This window comes from Enterobacter sp. TMH.L2 (assembly GCF_050847315.1).
Taxonomy (GTDB): domain Bacteria; phylum Pseudomonadota; class Gammaproteobacteria; order Enterobacterales; family Enterobacteriaceae; genus Cedecea.
The window spans coordinates 4,059,162-4,078,542 of the sequence record NZ_CP193791.1; the positions used below are offsets into that span (position 1 = coordinate 4,059,162).

A 19,381-nucleotide genomic window follows, 5' to 3' on the forward strand; every position below is an offset into this window, starting at 1 on the left:
TCGTAAACTGCTGCCTTTGCTGTGCCTCGTGACCAGCGGACTTTTCTACTCCGCCACCGCCAGCGCCATGGGCGACGATGATGCCAAAACGCCGGACTGCCCGAAAGGCCAGGTGTACGACAGCAAAACCAAAACCTGTACCGTGGAAAAGAGCAGCATGTTAAGCGACAGCGACAAGACGCAATATGCTTACCATCTGGCAAAATCAGGCCGGTATCAGGAGGCGTTAAACCTGCTGGATACCCTGCAGCAGCCCAACACGCGTGAAGCCTGGAACTACCGGGGCTACGCCACAAGAAAATTGGGGCGAACCGATGAAGGAATCGGCTATTATCAGCGCTCCATCGCCCTGGATCCGCACTATGCCAAAGTGCGCGAATATCTTGGCGAAGCGTGGATGATTAAGGGCCGCCCTGACCTGGCGAAAGCCCAGTTAGCGACCATTAAAACGCTCTGCGGAACCGGCTGCGAGGAGTATCGCGATTTAAAAGCCGCCATTGACGGGCACCCGGAGTCCTAAGGCTGAGGGCATAAAAATCACCGTCAACGAAGTTCGTTTACAGCTGGCCCAGCACCTTGCTCGCCTCTGGCGTTACGGCATGGTGCTGTCCCGCAATCGTGATGTGGCTGAAGATTTGGTTCAGTCCACCTGCGTGCGCGCTTTAGAGCGCTGCAGTCAGTTTCAGTCCGGGACGCGGATAGACCGCTGGCTGTTTGCGATTTTGTACTCTATCTGGATCAACGAAATTCGCGCCCAGCGCGTTCGCCAGGGCCAGGGCTTTGTCGACAGCGACGAACTGAGCCAGCTGGCAGACAGCGAAAATACCGAAGACAAGCACCAGTATCACGCGCTGCTGCAGCACGTTAGCGAGCTACCTGAAGCCCAGCGCAATACCGTGTTTTTAGTGTATGTCGAGGGCTTTACCTATCAGGAAGCAGCCGACACGCTGGCCATTCCCATCGGCACCGTGATGAGCCGCCTGGCCGCCGCGCGCCTGACGCTGGCCAGGCACCTGATGCCGACGATGAAGAAGGAGCTCCAATGACGCGTCAATCCTTCTCCGCTCCGTGGAGCGATGAGGCTATCGTGGCCTGGCTGGACGGCGAAATGCGCGAGGATGAACGCCACGTCTTTGAGCAGCAGTTGAATAACGACGCCGATCTGGCCGCGCGCGTTGAGCCGCTCATGCAAAGCCATCTGCCGCTGGAACAGGCTTTTGCCCCACTTTTGGAAGAAGCGCCAGTCGATAGAATGCAGGCCAAACTCAACGTGCTGCTGCATCAGCCGGTGAACATGAAGCCGCAAACACAAGGCGTTAGCCGCCGCAGCCTGATCGCCGCCTCCCTCAGCTTCCTCGCCGTCGGCGTGCTGGCCGGGCGCTTTATTCGCCCCGGCGAGCAAAAACTTAGCGGCGAGCCAGAAATTCGCGACCTGATTGCGCAGTACATGTCGCTTTACAGCGCCGAAACGCTGGCGGACATCAACGTCACGCCTCAGGCGCTGCAAAACGGCCTGAACCGTATGCAGCAGGATATCGGCCTCAGGCTGCAGCAAGGTGAAGTTGAGCTGCCGGAAGCCGAGCTAAAAAGCGTCAGGATGCTGCGCTACGACAGCACCTCCATCGCGCAGATGGCCTACCTGCACGCCAGCTACGGGCCGATGGCGCTGTGTATTTCCCGCAGCAAGGCAGCCGACAGCCCTACGCTGAAGCACGAAGTTCGCCGCGGCCTTAACCTGGTCTGGTGGCGCAGTAAGGGGTATGAATATGTGCTGATAGGCCGCAACCCGCAGCAGGATTTACAGCAAAGCGGCGAGCTGCTGCAGCGGCAGTTCGCGTGAAATAAAGGCCGCATCCGCGGCCATTTACAGTGAAGCGTTTAAGCGCCAGGACGTTCGTTCCAGGCGTCCGTATACTGAATATTTCCATCAACAATACGACAGGTAATTTTTTCATAGTGCAGGCTGCACGCTTTCGTTATGCTTCATTTTATCGTTTCCAGCCAATTTCACATTTGGAACACCACAGTTAATGCCCGTGATTTTTGCATTCTCCATATATACCGTGTAGTAGCAAACCTCCTGCCCCGCATCGTTTACCCGGTAAAACCAGACCTCAGCATTTCTCAGTGTCTGCCCTGCGGCTGCGGCTTTATAAAGGTAAGGTGTTGAGCTATCAACTACCTTCGCCATCTTCAATGTCTACAGAACCTTTTATATCTGCACCACCATCATCTTTAAGCCACATATTGGGATAAATTGGCGTTTTAGTATTTCCTTATTTTGATTATTAAATTAATTGATATCAGGTAAGCTGCAATGGTAATGGCTACTACGCAGATAATATCGATATAAAAGTAAGCGTCATAAATTGACTCTGCGTTGATATTCCCCGCTATAAACAGGGCGATCTTGTTCGCAACTTGATGGTTAACATAGATTTCTGGATTATCTAAACGTATCATTACCATTGCGCCAATAAACAGAAACAACCCTGTTTTAAGCAATCTACGGGCAAGCGTTGGCAATTCCACTGGCAACCACCTCAATCTATCCGAGAGCGATGGGTAACTTCATACAGTGAGTAATTAGCATTAGAACTCACTCCTGATAGCTCTGAATAACTTCACAGTTATAAAATAAATCAATATTGTTACAGATAAATCAGTAATGATAGAGATATAAAAATAGAGATCATAAAAATTATCAGCACCAATCTCTCCGGGACCATACAGTATGTTGCCTAGCTGAGTGGCCAGGTCATGATCGAACCATATTTCAGGATTCCCAATTGTACGACCTATAATCAGTGATAAGATTAAAAAATAGAGTATTTTTCAACATTACGGACACGTGTTGTTATCGCCATAGACCACGACCTCAATCCAACCACGCGCCATCAAGAACTTCATACAAGGCACACGAATAGGTGTTGTGCTCAGCAACGCATTTCTTATCATTGCATAATATGAATTACTCATCAGCATCTTTCCATGTAAAGCCATAAGTCATCCATTGCTTAGTACAATAAGATTTATGGATAATAATTATATTTTATAAAATAAACCAGACTTACCTCTCAAAGAGATGATTATTTATGACACTCTTCTCATTTAAAATAAAAAAACATCACAAGCTATTCATTCAATAAATCATCCATGCCAGATTATTCATTAAATGAATATAAATGCAATCCAGCTAAACTACCGTTCTAAAAAAGAAAGGATATACAGAGCAAAAAAAGCCAGCTAATTAGCTGGCCTTTTCGAGAATTAACGCCCGGGCTCGTTCAGCGGCCAGGACTCGAACAAATAACCGTCGAAGTTAATATCATCGACGTCGGACAGCTCCAGCAGCCGGTTTTTGACGTTTTCCAGGTGCTGCCACATCGCGTGTTTGGCCGCTTTGGCGTCTTTCTTGATCAGCGCCGCAAGGATTTGTTTATGGTCGGCGAGCCACTCTTGCCGATAGTGGTTGTTCTCCAGATGGCTGTGCAGCTGGATCCACATCGGGTTGTTTTCACGCCACTGCCAGGATTGTTTAAACAATTCCACCAGCATGCTGTTGTGGGTGGCCTCGGCCACGGCAAGATGGAACTGCCTGTCGCCGCTTTCGTTATCCCCGGCAGCCAGTTCCTGTTCTTCTATCTGCAAGGCCTGACGCATTTTCAGAATATCTTCCCGTGTGGCCTGCTGGGCGGCAAACTCCGCGATATTGCTTTCCAGCAGCTGACGCGCCTGCAATAGCTCAAACGGCCCGGCATCGTTGCACTGGCTCGTGCCGACTGGAGGGTTAACGAGTTTATCCGGCATGGCAACCACAAAAATACCCGCCCCACGGCGGACTTCCACCAGCCCTTCAATCTCCAGCATGATCAGCGCTTCGCGCACCACGGTCCGGCTCACCGACAGCAGCGCCGCAATTTCACGCTCGGGCGGAAGACGATCCCCCAGGGCATATTGCTGCCGCGCAATCATGTCGCGCAGCATCACGCCCACTTCCTGATAAGGCCGCTGCGGCTGCGCGGCAGGTTTGTCCTGGATTTGCGGTTTCATCTTTACTCACGGCAGGTAGGGAATGAGCCGGACTATAGCATAACTGGTTGACCCATTCCCTGGCCCGACGAGGGCTATTTACCAAAGAACGCGCGCTGGATAGCCATCTCAACGCCACGCACTTCTGCCAGCCCCTTCAGACGGCCAATCGCCGAATAGCCTGGATTCACCTTTTTATTCAGGTCATCCAGCATTTGATGGCCGTGATCCGGGCGCATCGGAATCAGTTCACTTTGCCCTGCTTCTTTCCGGCGCTGTTCCTCTTCCACAATGGCTTTCACCACTTCATACATATCCACGTCACCATAAAGGTGTGCGGCCTCGTGGAAGGTTTTAGGATTGTCTTCCCGCAGCGTTGAGCGCAGGTGCGTGAAGTAGATACGAGGCCCGAAGCGTTTAATCATGCCGACCAGGTCGTTATCGGCCCGCACGCCGTAAGAGCCGGTACACATCGTGAAGCCATTCGCCGGACTGTTCACCGCCTCCACCATCCACTGCATATCCTCCACAGTTGAAACAATGCGCGGCAGGCCAAGGATGGGGCGCGGAGGATCGTCCGGGTGAACCGCCATTTTGATGCCAACCTGCTCCGCAACGGGGATAATGGCCTCAAGGAAGTAGGCAAAGTTTTCGCGCAGCTTCGCTTTGTCGATATCTTTGTAAGTGTCCAACTGGGCGCGGAACCGCTCGAGCGTGTAGCCCTCTTCCGCGCCGGGCAGGCCAGCGATGATGTTGCGGGTCAGCCGCGCTTTTTCATCCTCTCGCATTTCCGCGAAGCGTCGGTTTGCCTGTTCAATTTCTTCCGCGCTGTAGTCAGCTTCAGCCCCTTTGCGCTTCAGAATATGCAGCTCAAACGCAGCGAATTCGATTTGGTCAAAGCGCAGCGCCCTGGAGCCGTCCGGCAGCGGGTATTCGAGATCGGTGCGCGTCCAGTCCAGCACCGGCATAAAGTTGTAGCACACGGTGTAGATGCCGCATTCCGCCAGGTTACGCAGGCTTTGGCAGTAATTGTCGATCCACAAATCGTACTGCCCGCGATGGGTTTTGATCTCTTCGTGGATAGGCACGCTTTCCACCACCGACCAGCCCAGCCCGGCGGCCTCCACCACGGCTTTGCGTTTCAGTATCTCTTCGACCGGCCACACTTCACCGTTCGGAATATGGTGCAGCGCGGTGACGATCCCTGTCGCCCCCGCCTGCCGGGCGTCGGCCAGACTAACCGGATCGTTTGGACCATACCAGCGCCAGGTTTGCTTCATAATATCCCCTCACAACTCAAATTGGTTGACCAGTAAACACTGATGATTAAGCACCTCTTTAGGTGCGTGATATAGCGTCTAAGTTCGGCCAATTCGGCAAGCGTGTCAATCAGGAAGGGATAATTGGTTAACCAAAATCACAATTTAACACACAACATTAGGCAGGAGAGGGCAAAAGATATCAGACATCTACAAACTGCGGGCACAAAAAAACCCGCCGTAGCGGGTTTCTTCACTTCTGAAACGTCAGGCTGGATTACAGCGCAACAACGTTAGCAGCAGCTGGGCCTTTAGCGCCGTTCTCGATAGAGAACTCAACTTTCTGGCCTTCGTCGAGGGTTTTGAAGCTGTCGCTCTGGATTGCAGAGAAGTGTACGAATACATCTTTGCTGCCATCGGTAGGAGAGATGAAGCCGAAACCTTTCTCAGCGTTGAACCATTTTACTAAACCAGTCATTTTGTTAGACATAGATATTACCTTTTCAGTTTCTTGAGCCACTAAACGCGGCGAACATGGTCTGTTCAGCAGAGTTGGACTTATTCGGGCACTTAGGAGGAGACTCGAGAAGAAGGGATATCTAAGATAGCGCTTGAACTGAGGACTGCTTTACTAAAACTGCTTTCATAAGGTCTGTGTTCCAAACCGGGTGCTAATCTCTCACGTCCGCCGGCATTTAGCAAGTACAGCAGGGAAATAAAAAAAATTCTCATTTAAGGGGGACATGAAACTGTTGGCTGTTCACACAAGTTATCTATAAAGAGAGCGGCTTAAGTTCCGTTCACCCGTATCTCTTTTTACCCTACAGGTACAGAGACAGTGAACGTGTCAGGGGCACTACGCCATGCCCCCTGACAACCCTCGGCGCCCGGCGAGCTCATCGCCGCTGAAGCGGTAAACCCACCGGCCATCACCCAAACATTCGGGGTCGTTCGCGATTCGTTCCCGGCGATCGCTCTCTTTCGCTGTTCCCGACAGCTCAACCCCGCCGGAGGTCTGCCGCTCACGCGGCCGATTTATTTGGCCGGGAGTCCGGGTTCTTAGGGGAGTGACGGTGACTCCCCTAAGACGTTCACCTATGCCGCGTTACATATAAAACAGGGCTGGAAGTGAACGGAACCTTAGCCGACTCTACATAATCGTAAAGATTTTGACTAAGAGGCGACACTCTGCCGCCAGAGTCCTCCCTTTATTCCGCCACCTTCACAATCAGCTTGCCGAAGTTCTTCCCGGCCAGCAGCCCCTGGAACGCCTCCACGGTGTTTTCCAGCCCGTCCACGATATCCTCGCGGAACTCAATCTCTCCGGCGGCGATCCACTCGCTCATCTGTTTGTAGAATTCCGGGTAACGATGGCCGTAATCCTGGCTGATGATAAACCCTTCCACGCGCATACGTTTTTTCAGGATAGTCGCCATTAGCTCCGGCAGACGATCGTGCTCAAAGGCGCTGTTGTTGCCGTTGTACTGGCTGATCATGCCACAAACCGGGATACGCGCTTTGGTATTCAGCAGCGGGAAGACGGCGTCAAACACCGCCCCGCCGACGTTTTCAAAGTAGACGTCGATGCCGTTCGGGCAGGCTTTGGCGAGCTGTTCAGCGAAATCACTGGCACGGTGATCGAGGCACTCATCAAACTTCAGCGTGTCCTTCACATAGCGGCACTTATCTTCCCCGCCGGCAATGCCGATAACTCTCGCCCCGCGAAGGCGAGCCGTTTGCCCTACAACCGAACCCACCGCGCCGCTGGCTGCCGCAACCACCACGGTTTCACCCGGCTGCGGGTTACCGATGTCCGTCAGCCCCATATAGCCGGTAAAGCCCGGCATGCCAAGCAGTCCCAGCGCCCATGAGGGATGAGACATGTTTTTCTCCAGCTTCTGCAGGCCTTCCCCGTTGGAAAGTGAATAATCCAGCCAGCCAGAGTCGGCCAGAACCAGGTCGCCCGGCTGGTAATCAGGATGCTGAGAGCTTTCCACGCGGCTGACGGTTCCCCCCACAATAACTTCACCGATGGCAATCGGCGCCGAGTAGGATTTGGCGTCGCTCATGCGCCCGCGCATATACGGGTCGAGGGAGAGGAAAAGCGTGCGTAGCAGCACTTCACCTTTTCCCGGCGTCGGAACAGCCACTTCTTCCAGATGGATATCTTCGCGGGTCGGCATCCCCTGCGGGCGCTTCGCCAGCACAAAGCGACGGTTTTTCTCTGCGGTCTGAGCCATGAGGTACTCCTTTTATTATCAAGAGTGAAAACCTCAGACTAGACAAAAACGGGTCTCATTAGCATGAAATTCGTGCTGCGTTGCCTTCACACCGCAATTTCCGCTAAAACAGCGCTGACGGCCAGCAGATCCGCGCTCCCGCCGGGACTGAGGTTGCGGGCAATAAGATCGGCATCCATTTGCCGAAGATCGTCCTCGTGCCAGCCTTGCTGAATCAGGCGCGCAGCGTAACGCTGCACATAGCGCAGTCCGTTTAGCCCGCCGCGCGACACAAGATTGGTGTCTGGGTTAGCAGCCATCAGGCGCAACATCGCCGCAAGCAGGCGGCGCTTCGGGCAGCTTTCCGCCTGCCAGTAAGGCAGCACATGCTGGCGCACAGTAAGGAATCCGCTTTCCGCCTCGCCGCGTGCGCCGGTCAGGCCAAACTGCTGATAAAGCCTTTCGCCAACGGAAGAAGCCTTCCGGGCCGCGACCAGTTCTCTTTCCACAATCCCGCTGCAGATCTCGCTCACGGTGGAACACACCGCCGATGCAGTTAGCGCTTTGCCCTGCCCCTGCAGACGGCCAGCGGCGGTAGAAAGCAGCCCCAGCGAAAACACGCCACCTTTGTGCGTATTCACGCCTTGAGTGGCCTGATACATCGCCTGTTCGCAGGCGATGCCCGCCGGACGGATGAGCCGCAGCATCTCACTGGCACCTCGCCCGGCATGTTCACGCCCTAAAGCGTGGAACGTGCTGAACCAGGGGCCAATGGCCGCAATGCTGCCGAGAAACATTGGCAGATCCATATCCCGGTGCGAGCCGTTGTTGGCGGCATCCACCAGCCCCGGCTTTGGCGTTAGCCACACCTCGTCCAGCAGCGCCTGCCGCGCCAGGGCTGGCACATCCGGGGCGGCGGCAGTACTTGATTTAATCCCTGGCAAACCAGCCATCTATCAGCCTCTCGACGCGCGCGGTCACTTCATCCATGGGGTGGCGGCGGGAGCGTGCACAGGCATGCGCGGGCTCGTTGCACACCAGGCAGCGCCGGCCCGCCAAATCCAGCGAAGTCCGCCCGACCGGGCCATTGTCGGGGCAAATCACATCCGCATCCCACAGCCTGCCGAGCGGATGGGTTTGCTCCAGCCCGACAGTTGCCGCCTTAAGTTCGCTGGCCGAATGCGCCACGCTCCACATCGCTTCGGCCCCGGTCGGCAGCCACAGTACCTGCCGCTCGAGCACCGGCCAGCGGTTGCCCCACAGCAGCTGGTCGCAGGCCTGCAGCGCTACCGCCATGCAGTTGCGGTAGCGAATGCTGTCCTTTACCTGGCCGGGCGTCACCAGCGTCAGGGAAAGCACCGGCTGCCGGTACTTAACCAGCCACTCTTGCTGCCGGTGCGCCCGCCGCTCTTTCGCCTCAAGCAGGGCTGCAAGGGTAACGCCTTCCGCTTCCACAAGCGTTTCACTCATTGGGCTGACTCCTCTTTGACCTGACGCACCACGTCGATCACGCTGCCGTCGCGGTAGCGGATCACGCCGACGATGCGCGGCGTAAATTCGATCGGCTTCGGCTCGCCGGTCAGGGAAATAGCGCGCTGATAAAGATCTTCTATGCTCACGATCTTCATCCCCGCACCCTCAAGCCGTTCACGGATCTCCGGCCGGGTCGGATTAACCGCCACGCCGTGATCCGTCACCAGCACATCAATGCTTTCACCTGGCGTAACGCGCGTGGTCACCCGTTTAACAACGGTAGGAATACGCGTGCGCAGCAGCGGAGCAACCACGATAGTCAGGTTTGCCGCGCTCGCCACGTCGCAGTGTCCGCCGGACGCGCCGCGCATAACGCCGTCAGATCCGGTGATCACATTGACGTTAAAGTCTATATCGATCTCCAGCGCGCTAAGGATCACCACATCAAGCTGATCGCAGCTCGTGGCCTTCGCTCCGGGATTGGCATAAACGTTGGTGGAGATCTCAACGTGGTTCGGGTTACGCGCCAGAGAGGCAGCGGCCTGGCCGTCAAAACACTGGGTGTCGAGCAGTTTTTCGATCAGCCCTTTCTCATGGAGATCCACCAGGCTGCCGGTGATCCCCCCGAGGGCAAAGCGAGCGACGACGCCATTACGCTCCATTTTTTCTTCCATAAAGCGCGTGCAGGCGGTGGCCGCCGCGCCGGAGCCGGTCTGCATGGAGAAACCGGGGCGGAAGTAGCCCGAATGTTCAATCACTTCCGCTGCGGTGCGGGCAATCATCAGCTCGCGGGGGTTGCTGGTGACACGTGCTGCCCCGACGCTGATTTTGGCCGGATCGCCCACGGTGTCGACCTGCACGATGTAGTCCACCTCATCCTGCATCAGGCTCGCGGGCATATTGGGGAACGGCACCAGCTCTTCGGTTAACAGCACGACTTTGCGGGCAAAATGGGCGTCTACTTTGGCGTAGCCCAGCGAGCCGCAGCAGGATTTACCGTGGGTGCCGTTGGCATTGCCGTATTCGTCGCTGCACGGCACGCCGAGAAATGCCACGTCGATTTTTAGCTCGCCGTCCTGCAGCAGTTTCACGCGCCCGCCGTGGGAGTGGATTTGTACCGGCTTGGCCATCAGGCCATGAGAGATCGCTTCCGCCAGCTTGCCGCGCATCCCGGAGGTGTAAATGCGGGTGATCACACCGTTACGAATGGGCTCAATCAGCGCTTCGTTGCAGGTCATCAGCGAACTTGAGGCCAGCGTCAGATCTTTAAATCCAAGGCGAGCCAGCGTGGCAACCACGTGATTAATCACCCGATCGCCTTCCCGGAAAGCATGATGGAAGGAGATGGTCATGCCGTCCTTCAGCCCGCTTTGGGCAATCGCCTGCTCCAGCGTGTCGCAAAGCTTGCGGGTTTTCTTCGCTTCGGCATCCGCCAGCCACGGCGTGGTTTGATGCGCCCCGTCGAAGCTTCGCAGATGGGCCAGATGCGGATACTCAAGGTGTAAAAGTTCGGTCATATTACTCATTGTTTTGTCCTTAACGGCGCACGCCGGAAGCCGCGGCGCGCTCAAGCACCACCTGCGCATGGTTAATGATTGGCGCGTCGATCATCTTGCCGTTGAGCGACACTACGCCCAGGCCGTTGCGCTCCCCTTCGTCGGCGGCGGCAATCACCCGGCGGGCATAATCGACTTCGTCCTGAGTTGGCGCGTAGGCGTTATGCAGCAGCTCAATCTGCCGGGGGTTGATCAGCGATTTACCGTTGAAGCCCATTTTGCGGATTAGCTCGACTTCTCGCAGGAACCCGGCCTCGTTATTCACGTCAGACCAAACCACGTCGAACGCGTCAATCCCGGCGGCGCGCGCGGCATGCAGCACCGCGCAGCGGGCATAGAACAGCTCCGTGCCGTCGCCACGCTCGGTTTGCATATCCATCACGTAATCAAACGCCGCCAGCGCAATACCAATCAGACGCGGGGAAGAACGTGCGATGGCGACGGCGTTGATCACGCCGACGGCGGATTCAATCGCCGCCATCAGTTTGGTGGAGCCCGGCTCTCGGCCACACTCACGCTCAATGCGCTCGAGGTGAGATTCCAGCAGGAAGATATCTTCCGGCGTGTCGGTTTTTGGCAGGCGCACCACGTCCACTCCGGCGCGCACGACGGCCTCGAGATCGGCCAGGCCAAACGGGGTGTTGAGCGGGTTAATACGAACCACGGTTTCGATATCGCGGTACATCGGGTGCTGCAGAGCGTGAAACACCAGCACGCGGGCGGTGTCTTTCTCACGCAGCGCCACGGCGTCTTCCAGGTCGAACATGATCGAATCCGGGCGGTAAATAAAAGCGGTGGAGAGCATGGCGGCGTTAGCGCCGGGGAGGAACAACATGCTGCGACGGAGTTTTTTCATTGTAGTTTTCCCCAGTCAATCTGTTCGGCATCGGCGGCACGGAGCACCGCGCTTTGCAAACGGGCGCGGATCACGCAGTCCAGTGCCCCCTTGTCTTCCAGAATAAAAATCCCCTCTTTCACGCCGAGCTGAGCGAGCGTCTGCTCCGCCACACGACGAATTTGCTCCCCGAACTGCTTTTGTACTTCGCTGTGTATCATCAGGCTGAACTCACCTTCGACGGGGGCGACTCTCACCAGCAGATCGCTGGACTCCAGCGTCCCGGCTAAGGCTTGCTTTACGATTCTCATAAGGCTTTGTCCTGGTTAAAAAATTCAGGCCACATCCCGCGCGTAGTGCCGCTGGAGATGGCTAAAGGTACTGTCCGGGACAATGTCCCGGATGCGGGCCATTTGCTGGCTCTTGAGTAAGGCTCGCACTTCAGAGGCGGAAATCTCTCGTCCGGCGGCATGGCATTTTCGCGGCAGCTCGATCACCTGAATCGACGCCGCGCTGTGGTGACGGTGCACTTCCAGCCAGTAGCGCATGGCCTGGTTATATTCCCGGGTCACCGCGCAGAACGGTTCGTTGCCGACAAAGCGGTGCGTCACGCCCAGCGCCGGGGCAACGTAGTCACGGAAAATCATCAGGTCCATTGCGCTCCAGGTTTTGTCGATAAGCCCGCTCTCTTTCAGGAAATAGCCCGGAAAGGTGGCTCGGGAGATCAGGTAGTCGGACCCCGGATGCACAATCACGTTAGGCAAGTGGGCCACTCCCTGGCGAACCATCTCCCACCGCTCCTCGAACGGAAAAAACGAAGCGTCCTCGCGTACCACAAACAGATGCAGCCAGTCGCAGCGCTGCGCCGCCTGCTCGGCCAGATAGCGGTGGCCGAGAGTGAATGGGTTAGCGTTCATCACAATGGCGCCGATCCGGTTGCCCGGTTGCCGCAGTTTCTCCAACCCGGCGCAGTAGCGGCTGATGCCGACGGGCGTGTTTTCCATCAGCACCGCCGCCTCATCCACCTGCACCAGCGGCCAGAAGCCGCTCTGGCGAAACCGGTCGAGGTTGTAGGGGCGGGTGAACAGGAACAAATGCGCCTGCCCGCGCTCCATCGCGATATGCTGGATTTCCCCCAGCAAACGCACGCTAAGGTTCTCCCCACGCCAGGCTTCATCCACCGCCACACATTTGATGGTGCGCCACGCCAGCCCGGCACAGCCGACGATTTTTGCCCCTGAAAGGGCGACGACGAACAGCTGAATGTCGCCGTCCAGCCCGAGCTGGTTCCGCCCCAGCAGATCCCGGATAGCGGCCAGTGCCTGCGGCTGCCGCAGCGGATCGACGGTACTGAACTCGATGGGGTTGGGCTGGAACATAGCGTTAGTGCGCCACCGCCCCGGAAGCCAGAGGCTCGCGGGCCGCAACGATCACGTTGCTGAGATGGCCAATGCGCTCAATTTCAACTTCAATGCGGTCGCCCGGCTGCATGAACAGCGGCGGCGTGCGCTTTTTGCCGACGCCACCGGGAGAACCGGTGATGATCACGTCCCCCGCGCTGAGCGAGGTAAAAGTCGAGATGTATTCGATAAGCTCGGCAACCTTGTGGATCATGCTGCTGGTGTTGTCTTCCTGTACCATGCGCCCGTTCAGCCAGGTGCGGATCGCCAGATCGTGCGGATCGCGAATTTCATCCGACGTGGTCATCCACGGGCCAAAAGCCCCGGTCTGCGGCCAGTTTTTCCCGGCGGTAAACCAGGTGTGCTGCCAGTCGCGCGCCGACCCGTCCATATAGCAGCTGTAGCCCGCGACGTGGTTCAGGGCATCCGCCGCAGAAATGTTCACCCCACCTTTGCCGATGATCACCGCCAGCTCGCCTTCATAGTCGAACTCGCTGGAGTGATGCGGTTTCACCACCGGGGAGTCATGCCCGGTCTGGGAGTCGGCAAAGCGCACAAACAGGGTTGGAGCCGGATTGTGCTGGTCGAACTCTTTGCGCTTGTCAGCGTAGTTCATGCCGACGCAGAGAATTTTCTCCGGGCGTTCGATGACCGGCAGCCAGCGAACGTCTGACGCCGCCACATCGGCCTTCAGCCCGGCAAACGCCAGCGCTTCATGCACCGCGTCTGCCGCCAGCAAAGCCTTTAAATCCGCAAAACGCGAGCCTAAACGGCGGCCCAGGTCAACGATGCCTTCCGGCGTTACCACGCCGTAGCTCCGCTGGCCCTGAAGTACATAACTTGCGAGTTTCATAACAGTTCCTGGTTAATCAAAAGTCAGACAAGAAAGTTGCCAAGCACCAGCAGCGCCACCGAGACGTTGATCGCCCCGCCAATGCGGGTTGCAATCTGGGCGAACGGCATCAGCGACATGCGGTTACCGGCGGTCAGAATGGCGACGTCGCCGGTCCCGCCCTGCCCGCTCTGGCAACAGGACACAATGGCCACGTCGATGGGATGCATACCGATTTTTTTACCGACGAAGAAACCGGTCGCTACCAGCGCGCTGACGGTACTGACGATGACCAGCAGGTTGGTAATAGTGAAAGCGTCAACCAGCTCATTCCAAGGCGTAATGGCGACGCCCACGGCAAACAGAATTGGATAGGTCACGGCGGTCTGGAAGAATTTATAAACCACCTGCGAGCCCGCCAGCATGCGTGGGGAAACACCGTGGCAAAGCTTGATCAGCACCGCGACAAACAGCATCCCGACCGGAGCCGGCAGGCCAATCAGTTTGTGCAGCAGCATACCCACCATGTAGAGCAGCACCGCCAGCAGCGCGCCAGAAGCGATAGTGGTCACGTCTGCTTTGCCGTTGAACAGGGCGGCGGTTTGCTCTTTTTCACCGCCGTTGGTTTTACCCGGCATCAGTTCACCTTCGCCGGTCAGGTGCGGGAAGCGTTTTCCCAGCTGATTCAGGCAGCCGGAGATAACGATCGCCGTCAGGCTGCCCAGCATCACGATAGGCAGAATGCGGCCCAGCGCCACGCCCTGATCCATATGCAGCAGCGTGGCGTAGCCGATGGAAAGCGGGATCGCCCCTTCCCCAACGCCCCCGGCCATGATCGGCAGGATCAGGAAGAAGAAGATCTGGAACGGCTCAAGGCCCAGCGCCAGACCAACGCCCATGCCAACAATCATGCCCACGACTTCGCCACACAGCATCGGGAAGAAAATACGCAGGAAGCCCTGAATCAACGTGGTGCGGTTCATGCTCATGATGCTGCCGACGATGATGCAGCAGATGTAGAGGTAAAGGATGTTGGTGGATTTATAGAATTTGGTGGTGGACTCCACCACCACGTCCGGCAGCAGGCCGTAGTACACCAGCGCGGAAGGGATGAAGGTGGCGCAGATGGCGGCGGCACCCATTTTGCCGATCACCGGCAGGCGTTTACCAAATTCGCCGCAGGCAAAGCCGAAGAAGGCCAGCGTCGCCACCATCACCACGATATCGCTCGGCAGTTTACCGCCTAGGCAGTCGATGGCGATCAGCGCCCCTGCCAGCACAAACAACGGCAGCGGGATGATTCCCACTTTCCAGCTGTCGAGAATATGCCACCAGCGCTCTTTGAGCGTTGGCTTATTAATATCAATGGATTCAGGAATGATGTTGTAGGAATCATCGGTCGTGCTCATATCAAGCCCCTTTTTTTAATTTGTCGGGGCAGACTAAAAGATTAAATACCCCTGTAATGTGAGGGGTAGCAGATTAAAACCGTTAATTTAAAGGCATCTATGGCGTTAATGGTTTTTATTTCTTCGTGGTTTTTATGGTTTTTATTCCCGGCTTAGACAAACCTTAAGAGAGTGCAAAAAAATTGGCTGAAATTAACGAAAAGTGCCGTTGCGTGAGGTTGTTCAAACTTTCGTTCAAAGCCGCGCAGCCAGCGGGGCATCGGTGTTAAGCTGCCATTTTGCCTCACTGAATACACGCCTGGCCTATGAAAGTTTCCTTTCAGATACGCTTGTTTATCTACCTGGTTGCCTTTTTTTCCGTGCTCTTTGCCATGCTCGGAACCTATTACTATTTCGACGTTGGCCGCCAGCTTTATCAGGAAATGAGCACCCGGGCGAGAATTCAGGCGGAAGAGATTGCCTTAATTCCTACCCTGCAGGAGTCGGTGGAAAAAAAAGATATTCCGGCAATACACAACTTTATGCAAAAGCTGGTCGTACATAGCGATGCCAGCTTTATCGTCATCGGCGACGAGCACGGCATTCATCTCTATCATTCCGTGCATGCCGACCGCGTGGGCAAAACGCTGGTCGGCGGCGATAATGAGGAAGTGCTGCAGGGCAAAAGCATCACCACGCTGCGCAAAGGCGGCCTCGGCCTGTCGCTGCGCAGCAAAGCCCCAATCTTCGACCAGCACGGTAAGGTGATTGGCATTGTGTCGGTGGGCTACCTGAAGAGCTACCTCGATGACGTCACGTCCGGCAAGGTGATCAACATCCTGCTGGCGGCGATCATTTTGCTGCTGGCGCTGTTTATCTTTTCCTGGTACTTCACCCGCAGTATCAAAAGGCAGATGTTCTCGCTGGAGCCGCGGCAGATCAGCCTGCTGGTGCGCCAGCAAAAAGCGATGATGGAGTCGATCTACGAAGGCGTGATCGCCATCGACAGCCGCTCGCAGATCGAGGTGATCAACAAGGCGGCGAAGAAACTGCTGGGCCTGGAACAGCCTTCACGCGAGATCCGCGGCAAGCAGATTGCCGAGGTGATCCAGCCGGTTACGTTCTTCGATCCCGAAGTCATGCTGGCGCGAGATACCCACGATGAAATCTGCGCCTTTAACGATCTCAGCGTGCTTGCCAGCCGGGTTCGTATCGAGCTTGAGGGCGTGCTGCAGGGCTGGGTGATCACCTTCCGCGACCGCAAAGATATTGATAGCCTGAGCTTCCAGCTCAGCCAGGTGAAACGCTACGTGGACAACCTACGCATCATGCGGCACGAGCAGCTTAACCGCATGGCAACGCTCGCCGGGCTGCTGCACATGGCTCGCTACGATGACGCCAAACGCTATATCAAAGCGCAGTCCGAGCACGCCCAGGAAGTGCTGGATTTTGTCTCCGCGCGCTTCTGTTCCGCCACGCTGTGCGGCCTGCTGTTGGGCAAATACGCCAGAGCGCGTGAGAAAGGCGTGTCGCTGGCGTTCGATCCGGCCTGCAGCATGACGAGAATGCCGAGCAACGTGCCGGAATCCGAGCTGATTTCGATTATTGGTAACCTGCTGGATAACGCCATCGAGGCCACCCAGCGCGCCGAAGGCGAGCACCAGCCGGTGGAAGTCTATATCGTGATAAACGACCGGGAGCTGGTCATCGAGGTGGCCGACCACGGCGTCGGCATTGCGCCTGAACTGCGTGACCATATTTTCACGCCGGGCGTCACCACCAAAACCCACGGCGACCACGGGCTCGGCCTGCATCTTATCGCCAGCTACGTCGCGCTGGCGAAGGGCACGGTGGAGGTTTCCGATAACCTGCCGAGCGGCACAGTGTTCTCAGTATTTATTCCAGATGTTGTCGTTCCGGGGAGCGACCTCAGCCCAACGTAAGGCTTTTGAGTATGCAAAATGAAATGATTAACGTGCTTATCGTGGAGGATGAGAGCGAACTGGCCGAGCTTCACGCGGAGCTGATAGATAAGCACCCCCACCTGCACCTGGTGGGGATAGCCAACAGCCTGGCGGCCGCCCAGCGCCTGATGCTGGAAAAGCAGCCGCAGCTTATCCTGCTGGATAACTATCTGCCGGACGGAAAAGGCATCACGCTGTTTGGCAGCGACCTTTTAAAACAGCACGCCTGCTCGGTGATCTTCATTACCGCCGCCAGCGATATGGACACCTGCAGCCAGGCGATTCGCAGCGGCGCGTTTGACTACATCCTCAAGCCGGTCTCGTGGAAGCGCCTGAGCCACTCGCTGGAGCGCTTCGTGCAGTTCAGCCAGCAGCAGCGCGAATGGAAAGTGGTGGATCAGCAGAACGTCGATAAGCTTTATGAGCTGCAGGCGCGCAACGCCCCGCTGGATGCGGGCAGCAAAGGTATCGAGGAGAATACGCTGGAGCTGGTCCAGCGCCTGTTTCGCGAAGCCGAAGCTCAGCGCTGTTTCTCGGTAGACGACGTGGTCAGCGAAACCAAACTCAGCAAAACCACCGCCCGCCGCTACCTGGAACACTGCGTGGAAAAAGGCTTTCTCAGCGTTGAAATGCTGTACGGCAAGATTGGTCACCCTCGCCGCCTGTATAAGCGGAGCCAGCCGGATAGCGCTGGCTAACCGCCGGAAACACCTTAACCCAGAACCGTGACCGCATCCTGGAGGCGAGTAGCGCGGTGCTTCACCATCGCCGAGACCTGCGCGCTCTCTTCCACCAGCGCAGCGTTTTTCTGCGTTATCGCGTTCAGCTCTGCCACCGCGCGGGTAATGTCCGCCAGGCCATCCGCCTGCTCTGACGTGGCGTGGCTTATCTGCCCGAGAAGCTGAGTGACGTTCTGCACCTGAGCTACAATATCCTGCATGGTGCGCCCCGCCTCATGCACCTGCACCGTGCCGGACTGCACCTTGCTGGCGCTGGCGTCAATCAGCTTGCGGATATCGTTGGCCGCACTGGCGCTCCGCTGCGCCAGGTTACGTACTTCCCCGGCCACCACGGCAAACCCTTTGCCCTGCTCACCGGCTCGAGCCGCCTCAACCGCCGCGTTAAGCGCCAGGATATTGGTCTGGAAGGCGATGTCGTTAATCAGGCTGGTGATGGAGCCGATGCGCTGGGTGCTGTCGGCAATGTCGTCCATGGTGGTGACCACGGTTTCCATCGCCTGCCCGCCCTGCGCCGCCGCGTCGCTGGCGGAGCTGGAAAGTTTGTCTGCCGCCGAGGCGGTTTCCGAGTTGGTCTGCACCGACGCCGCCATCTGGTTCATGGTCGCCACCGTTTGCTGCACGTTAACCACCGTCTGGCGGGTACGTTCATTCAGATCGTCATTCCCTTTGGCCATTGCCTCGCTGCCGCTGCGCACGTTCGCGACCTGACTGCTGACGTCGTTGATAAGCCAGCGGCACATCAGCCCAAGCTGGCCGATGGAGCGCAGGATCACCCCGATTTCATCGCTGCGCTGGAGGTGCTTCACGCGGTGGCTGTTGCCGGTGGCCACTTCCAGCGCCTGGCGAGCCACGTTTTCCAGCGGACGGGCAATTTGCCATTCCAGTAATACACAAGCTAAGGCGGTAAATGCCGCAATAGCTAACATCTGCAGCGGGCTTTGCCCGAGGGCAAACGCCGAGGCCATGAGCAGAACAAACAAACCGCTCATTAACCCGCGAATACGCCAGCGCAGAGACATAGTCGGCAGCTTGCCGAACAGCCCTTTACGCAGCACCAGGCCTTTATAGACGATCTTGTTGCTGCGGCCTTCGTTCAGCGCCTTGTAGAGCGGCTCCGCAGCGGCAATCTCTTCCGGCGAGGCTTTGGTGCGAATAGACATGTAGCCGGTGGTTTTGCCGTGACGCACCACCGGCACCGCATTGGCACGTACCCAGTAATGGTCACCGTTTTTACGGCGGTTTTTCACGATGCCCGTCCACGGCTCGCCCTGCTGCAGGGTGAACCACATATCGGCAAAGGCCGCTTTAGGCATATCGGGGTGCCGTACGAGGTTGTGCGCGGCGCCGCTTAGCTCATGTAGCGAGTAGCCACTGACCTGCACGAAGGTATCGTTCGCGTGCGTAATGTAACTTTTCAGATCGGTGGTGGACATCAGGGTCGTATCGTCATCAAGCGTGTATTCACGCTGGGTGACCGGCACATGGGCGGACATAGCAACTCCCTTTGAGAGGTTATCCAGATGTTAATTCTTTGGTGGTATGCATGTTATTTCGGCGTAGCGAAATTTTACTTTAGTTAAAAAATTTGATATTGATCACAGTTCTAAGTATTAGCCACATAATTTATGAGACTAGTTTAAGCATTGCATTTCACATAGTTTCAATGGGTTATTACTTTTCACT

19 protein-coding genes and 2 pseudogenes are annotated in these 19,381 nt (G+C 56.6%); 5 read left to right on the top strand and 16 right to left on the bottom strand.

From position 1 onward, the window contains the following. Positions 1–67: 67 nt before the first annotated feature. The 3 genes from ACREYP_RS19415 to ACREYP_RS19425 are packed head-to-tail and all read left to right on the top strand — an operon-like array spanning position 68 to position 1,840. Positions 68–520: a tetratricopeptide repeat protein gene (locus ACREYP_RS19415; RefSeq protein ID WP_442892452.1), complete on the top strand. Its 453-nt coding sequence runs from the start codon at positions 68–70 to the stop codon at positions 518–520. Further along, complete coding sequence (locus ACREYP_RS19420) at positions 498–1,046, top strand: RNA polymerase sigma factor (RefSeq protein ID WP_336818337.1); 549 nt, start codon at positions 498–500, stop codon at positions 1,044–1,046. The genes ACREYP_RS19415 and ACREYP_RS19420 overlap by 23 nt, the downstream gene beginning before the upstream one ends. Continuing rightward, positions 1,043–1,840 carry an anti-sigma factor family protein gene (locus ACREYP_RS19425; RefSeq protein ID WP_336818336.1) on the top strand — a complete coding sequence of 266 codons (798 nt, stop codon included), beginning with the start codon at positions 1,043–1,045 and terminating at the stop codon, positions 1,838–1,840. The genes ACREYP_RS19420 and ACREYP_RS19425 overlap by 4 nt, the downstream gene beginning before the upstream one ends. A 38-nt stretch (positions 1,841–1,878) precedes the next feature. On the opposite strand, the pseudogene tssD reads toward ACREYP_RS19425, so the two are convergent. From tssD to ACREYP_RS19500, 15 genes and pseudogenes are all read right to left on the bottom strand, one after another. Continuing rightward, positions 1,879–2,246 (bottom strand): annotated as a pseudogene (gene tssD, locus ACREYP_RS19430) (type VI secretion system tube protein TssD). A gap of 19 nt (positions 2,247–2,265) precedes the next feature. Beyond that, a complete protein-coding gene (locus ACREYP_RS19435; RefSeq protein WP_336818335.1) occupies positions 2,266–2,532 on the bottom strand; it encodes a hypothetical protein in 267 nt (88 codons plus the stop codon). Between the two features lie 309 nt (positions 2,533–2,841). Then, positions 2,842–2,973 (bottom strand): annotated as a pseudogene (locus tag ACREYP_RS19440) (DUF2778 domain-containing protein); the annotation flags it as partial. A gap of 297 nt (positions 2,974–3,270) precedes the next feature. Then, positions 3,271–4,053, bottom strand: a complete 783-nt coding sequence (gene uxuR, locus ACREYP_RS19445) for a Uxu operon transcriptional regulator (RefSeq protein ID WP_008459994.1) — start codon at positions 4,051–4,053, stop codon at positions 3,271–3,273. A 74-nt stretch (positions 4,054–4,127) separates the two neighbouring features. After that, on the bottom strand, positions 4,128–5,312 hold the full coding sequence (uxuA, locus tag ACREYP_RS19450; protein ID WP_336818334.1) for a mannonate dehydratase: 1,185 nt from the start codon (positions 5,310–5,312) through the stop codon (positions 4,128–4,130). 256 nt (positions 5,313–5,568) lie between these two features. After that, positions 5,569–5,781, bottom strand: coding sequence for a transcription antiterminator/RNA stability regulator CspE (gene cspE / locus ACREYP_RS19455; RefSeq protein WP_008459989.1), 213 nt, complete (start codon positions 5,779–5,781; stop codon positions 5,569–5,571). 718 nt (positions 5,782–6,499) lie between these two features. After that, complete coding sequence (gene curA / locus ACREYP_RS19460; protein WP_336818333.1) at positions 6,500–7,531, bottom strand: NADPH-dependent curcumin/dihydrocurcumin reductase; 1,032 nt, start codon at positions 7,529–7,531, stop codon at positions 6,500–6,502. An 86-nt stretch (positions 7,532–7,617) separates the two neighbouring features. After that, positions 7,618–8,463: a triphosphoribosyl-dephospho-CoA synthase CitG gene (gene citG, locus ACREYP_RS19465; protein ID WP_336818332.1), complete on the bottom strand. Its 846-nt coding sequence runs from the start codon at positions 8,461–8,463 to the stop codon at positions 7,618–7,620. Continuing rightward, positions 8,441–8,980: a citrate lyase holo-[acyl-carrier protein] synthase gene (gene citX, locus ACREYP_RS19470; RefSeq protein ID WP_008460526.1), complete on the bottom strand. Its 540-nt coding sequence runs from the start codon at positions 8,978–8,980 to the stop codon at positions 8,441–8,443. The genes citG and citX overlap by 23 nt, the downstream gene beginning before the upstream one ends. After that, positions 8,977–10,509 carry a citrate lyase subunit alpha gene (gene citF, locus ACREYP_RS19475; RefSeq protein WP_336818331.1) on the bottom strand — a complete coding sequence of 511 codons (1,533 nt, stop codon included), beginning with the start codon at positions 10,507–10,509 and terminating at the stop codon, positions 8,977–8,979. Before citF ends, citX begins: the two co-directional genes overlap by 4 nt. Before the next feature lie 10 nt (positions 10,510–10,519). Then, positions 10,520–11,395: a citrate (pro-3S)-lyase subunit beta gene (gene citE, locus ACREYP_RS19480; protein WP_008460523.1), complete on the bottom strand. Its 876-nt coding sequence runs from the start codon at positions 11,393–11,395 to the stop codon at positions 10,520–10,522. Next, positions 11,392–11,685 carry a citrate lyase acyl carrier protein gene (citD, locus tag ACREYP_RS19485; RefSeq protein WP_336818330.1) on the bottom strand — a complete coding sequence of 98 codons (294 nt, stop codon included), beginning with the start codon at positions 11,683–11,685 and terminating at the stop codon, positions 11,392–11,394. The genes citE and citD overlap by 4 nt, the downstream gene beginning before the upstream one ends. Before the next feature lie 24 nt (positions 11,686–11,709). Next, the gene (gene citC, locus ACREYP_RS19490) at positions 11,710–12,753 is read right to left on the bottom strand and encodes a [citrate (pro-3S)-lyase] ligase (RefSeq protein WP_336707675.1); all 1,044 of its coding nucleotides are present in this window, start codon (positions 12,751–12,753) and stop codon (positions 11,710–11,712) included. Positions 12,754–12,757: 4 nt separating this feature from the next. After that, entirely contained in the window at positions 12,758–13,627 is an 870-nt protein-coding gene (locus tag ACREYP_RS19495) for a fumarylacetoacetate hydrolase family protein (RefSeq protein ID WP_008460517.1), read from the bottom strand. 23 nt (positions 13,628–13,650) lie between these two features. Continuing rightward, a complete protein-coding gene (locus tag ACREYP_RS19500) occupies positions 13,651–15,015 on the bottom strand; it encodes a 2-hydroxycarboxylate transporter family protein (RefSeq protein ID WP_008460515.1) in 1,365 nt (454 codons plus the stop codon). A 305-nt stretch (positions 15,016–15,320) separates the two neighbouring features. Between ACREYP_RS19500 and ACREYP_RS19505 the strand changes: the two genes are divergently transcribed. Beyond that, positions 15,321–16,937, top strand: a complete 1,617-nt coding sequence (locus ACREYP_RS19505) for an ATP-binding protein (RefSeq protein WP_008460512.1) — start codon at positions 15,321–15,323, stop codon at positions 16,935–16,937. Between the two features lie 11 nt (positions 16,938–16,948). Further along, positions 16,949–17,656, top strand: a complete 708-nt coding sequence (locus ACREYP_RS19510; RefSeq protein ID WP_008460511.1) for a response regulator — start codon at positions 16,949–16,951, stop codon at positions 17,654–17,656. A gap of 14 nt (positions 17,657–17,670) precedes the next feature. Here ACREYP_RS19510 and ACREYP_RS19515 read toward each other — a convergent pair whose 3' ends face one another. Then, complete coding sequence (locus ACREYP_RS19515) at positions 17,671–19,191, bottom strand: methyl-accepting chemotaxis protein (protein WP_336818329.1); 1,521 nt, start codon at positions 19,189–19,191, stop codon at positions 17,671–17,673. Between the last annotated feature and the right edge of the window lie 190 nt (positions 19,192–19,381).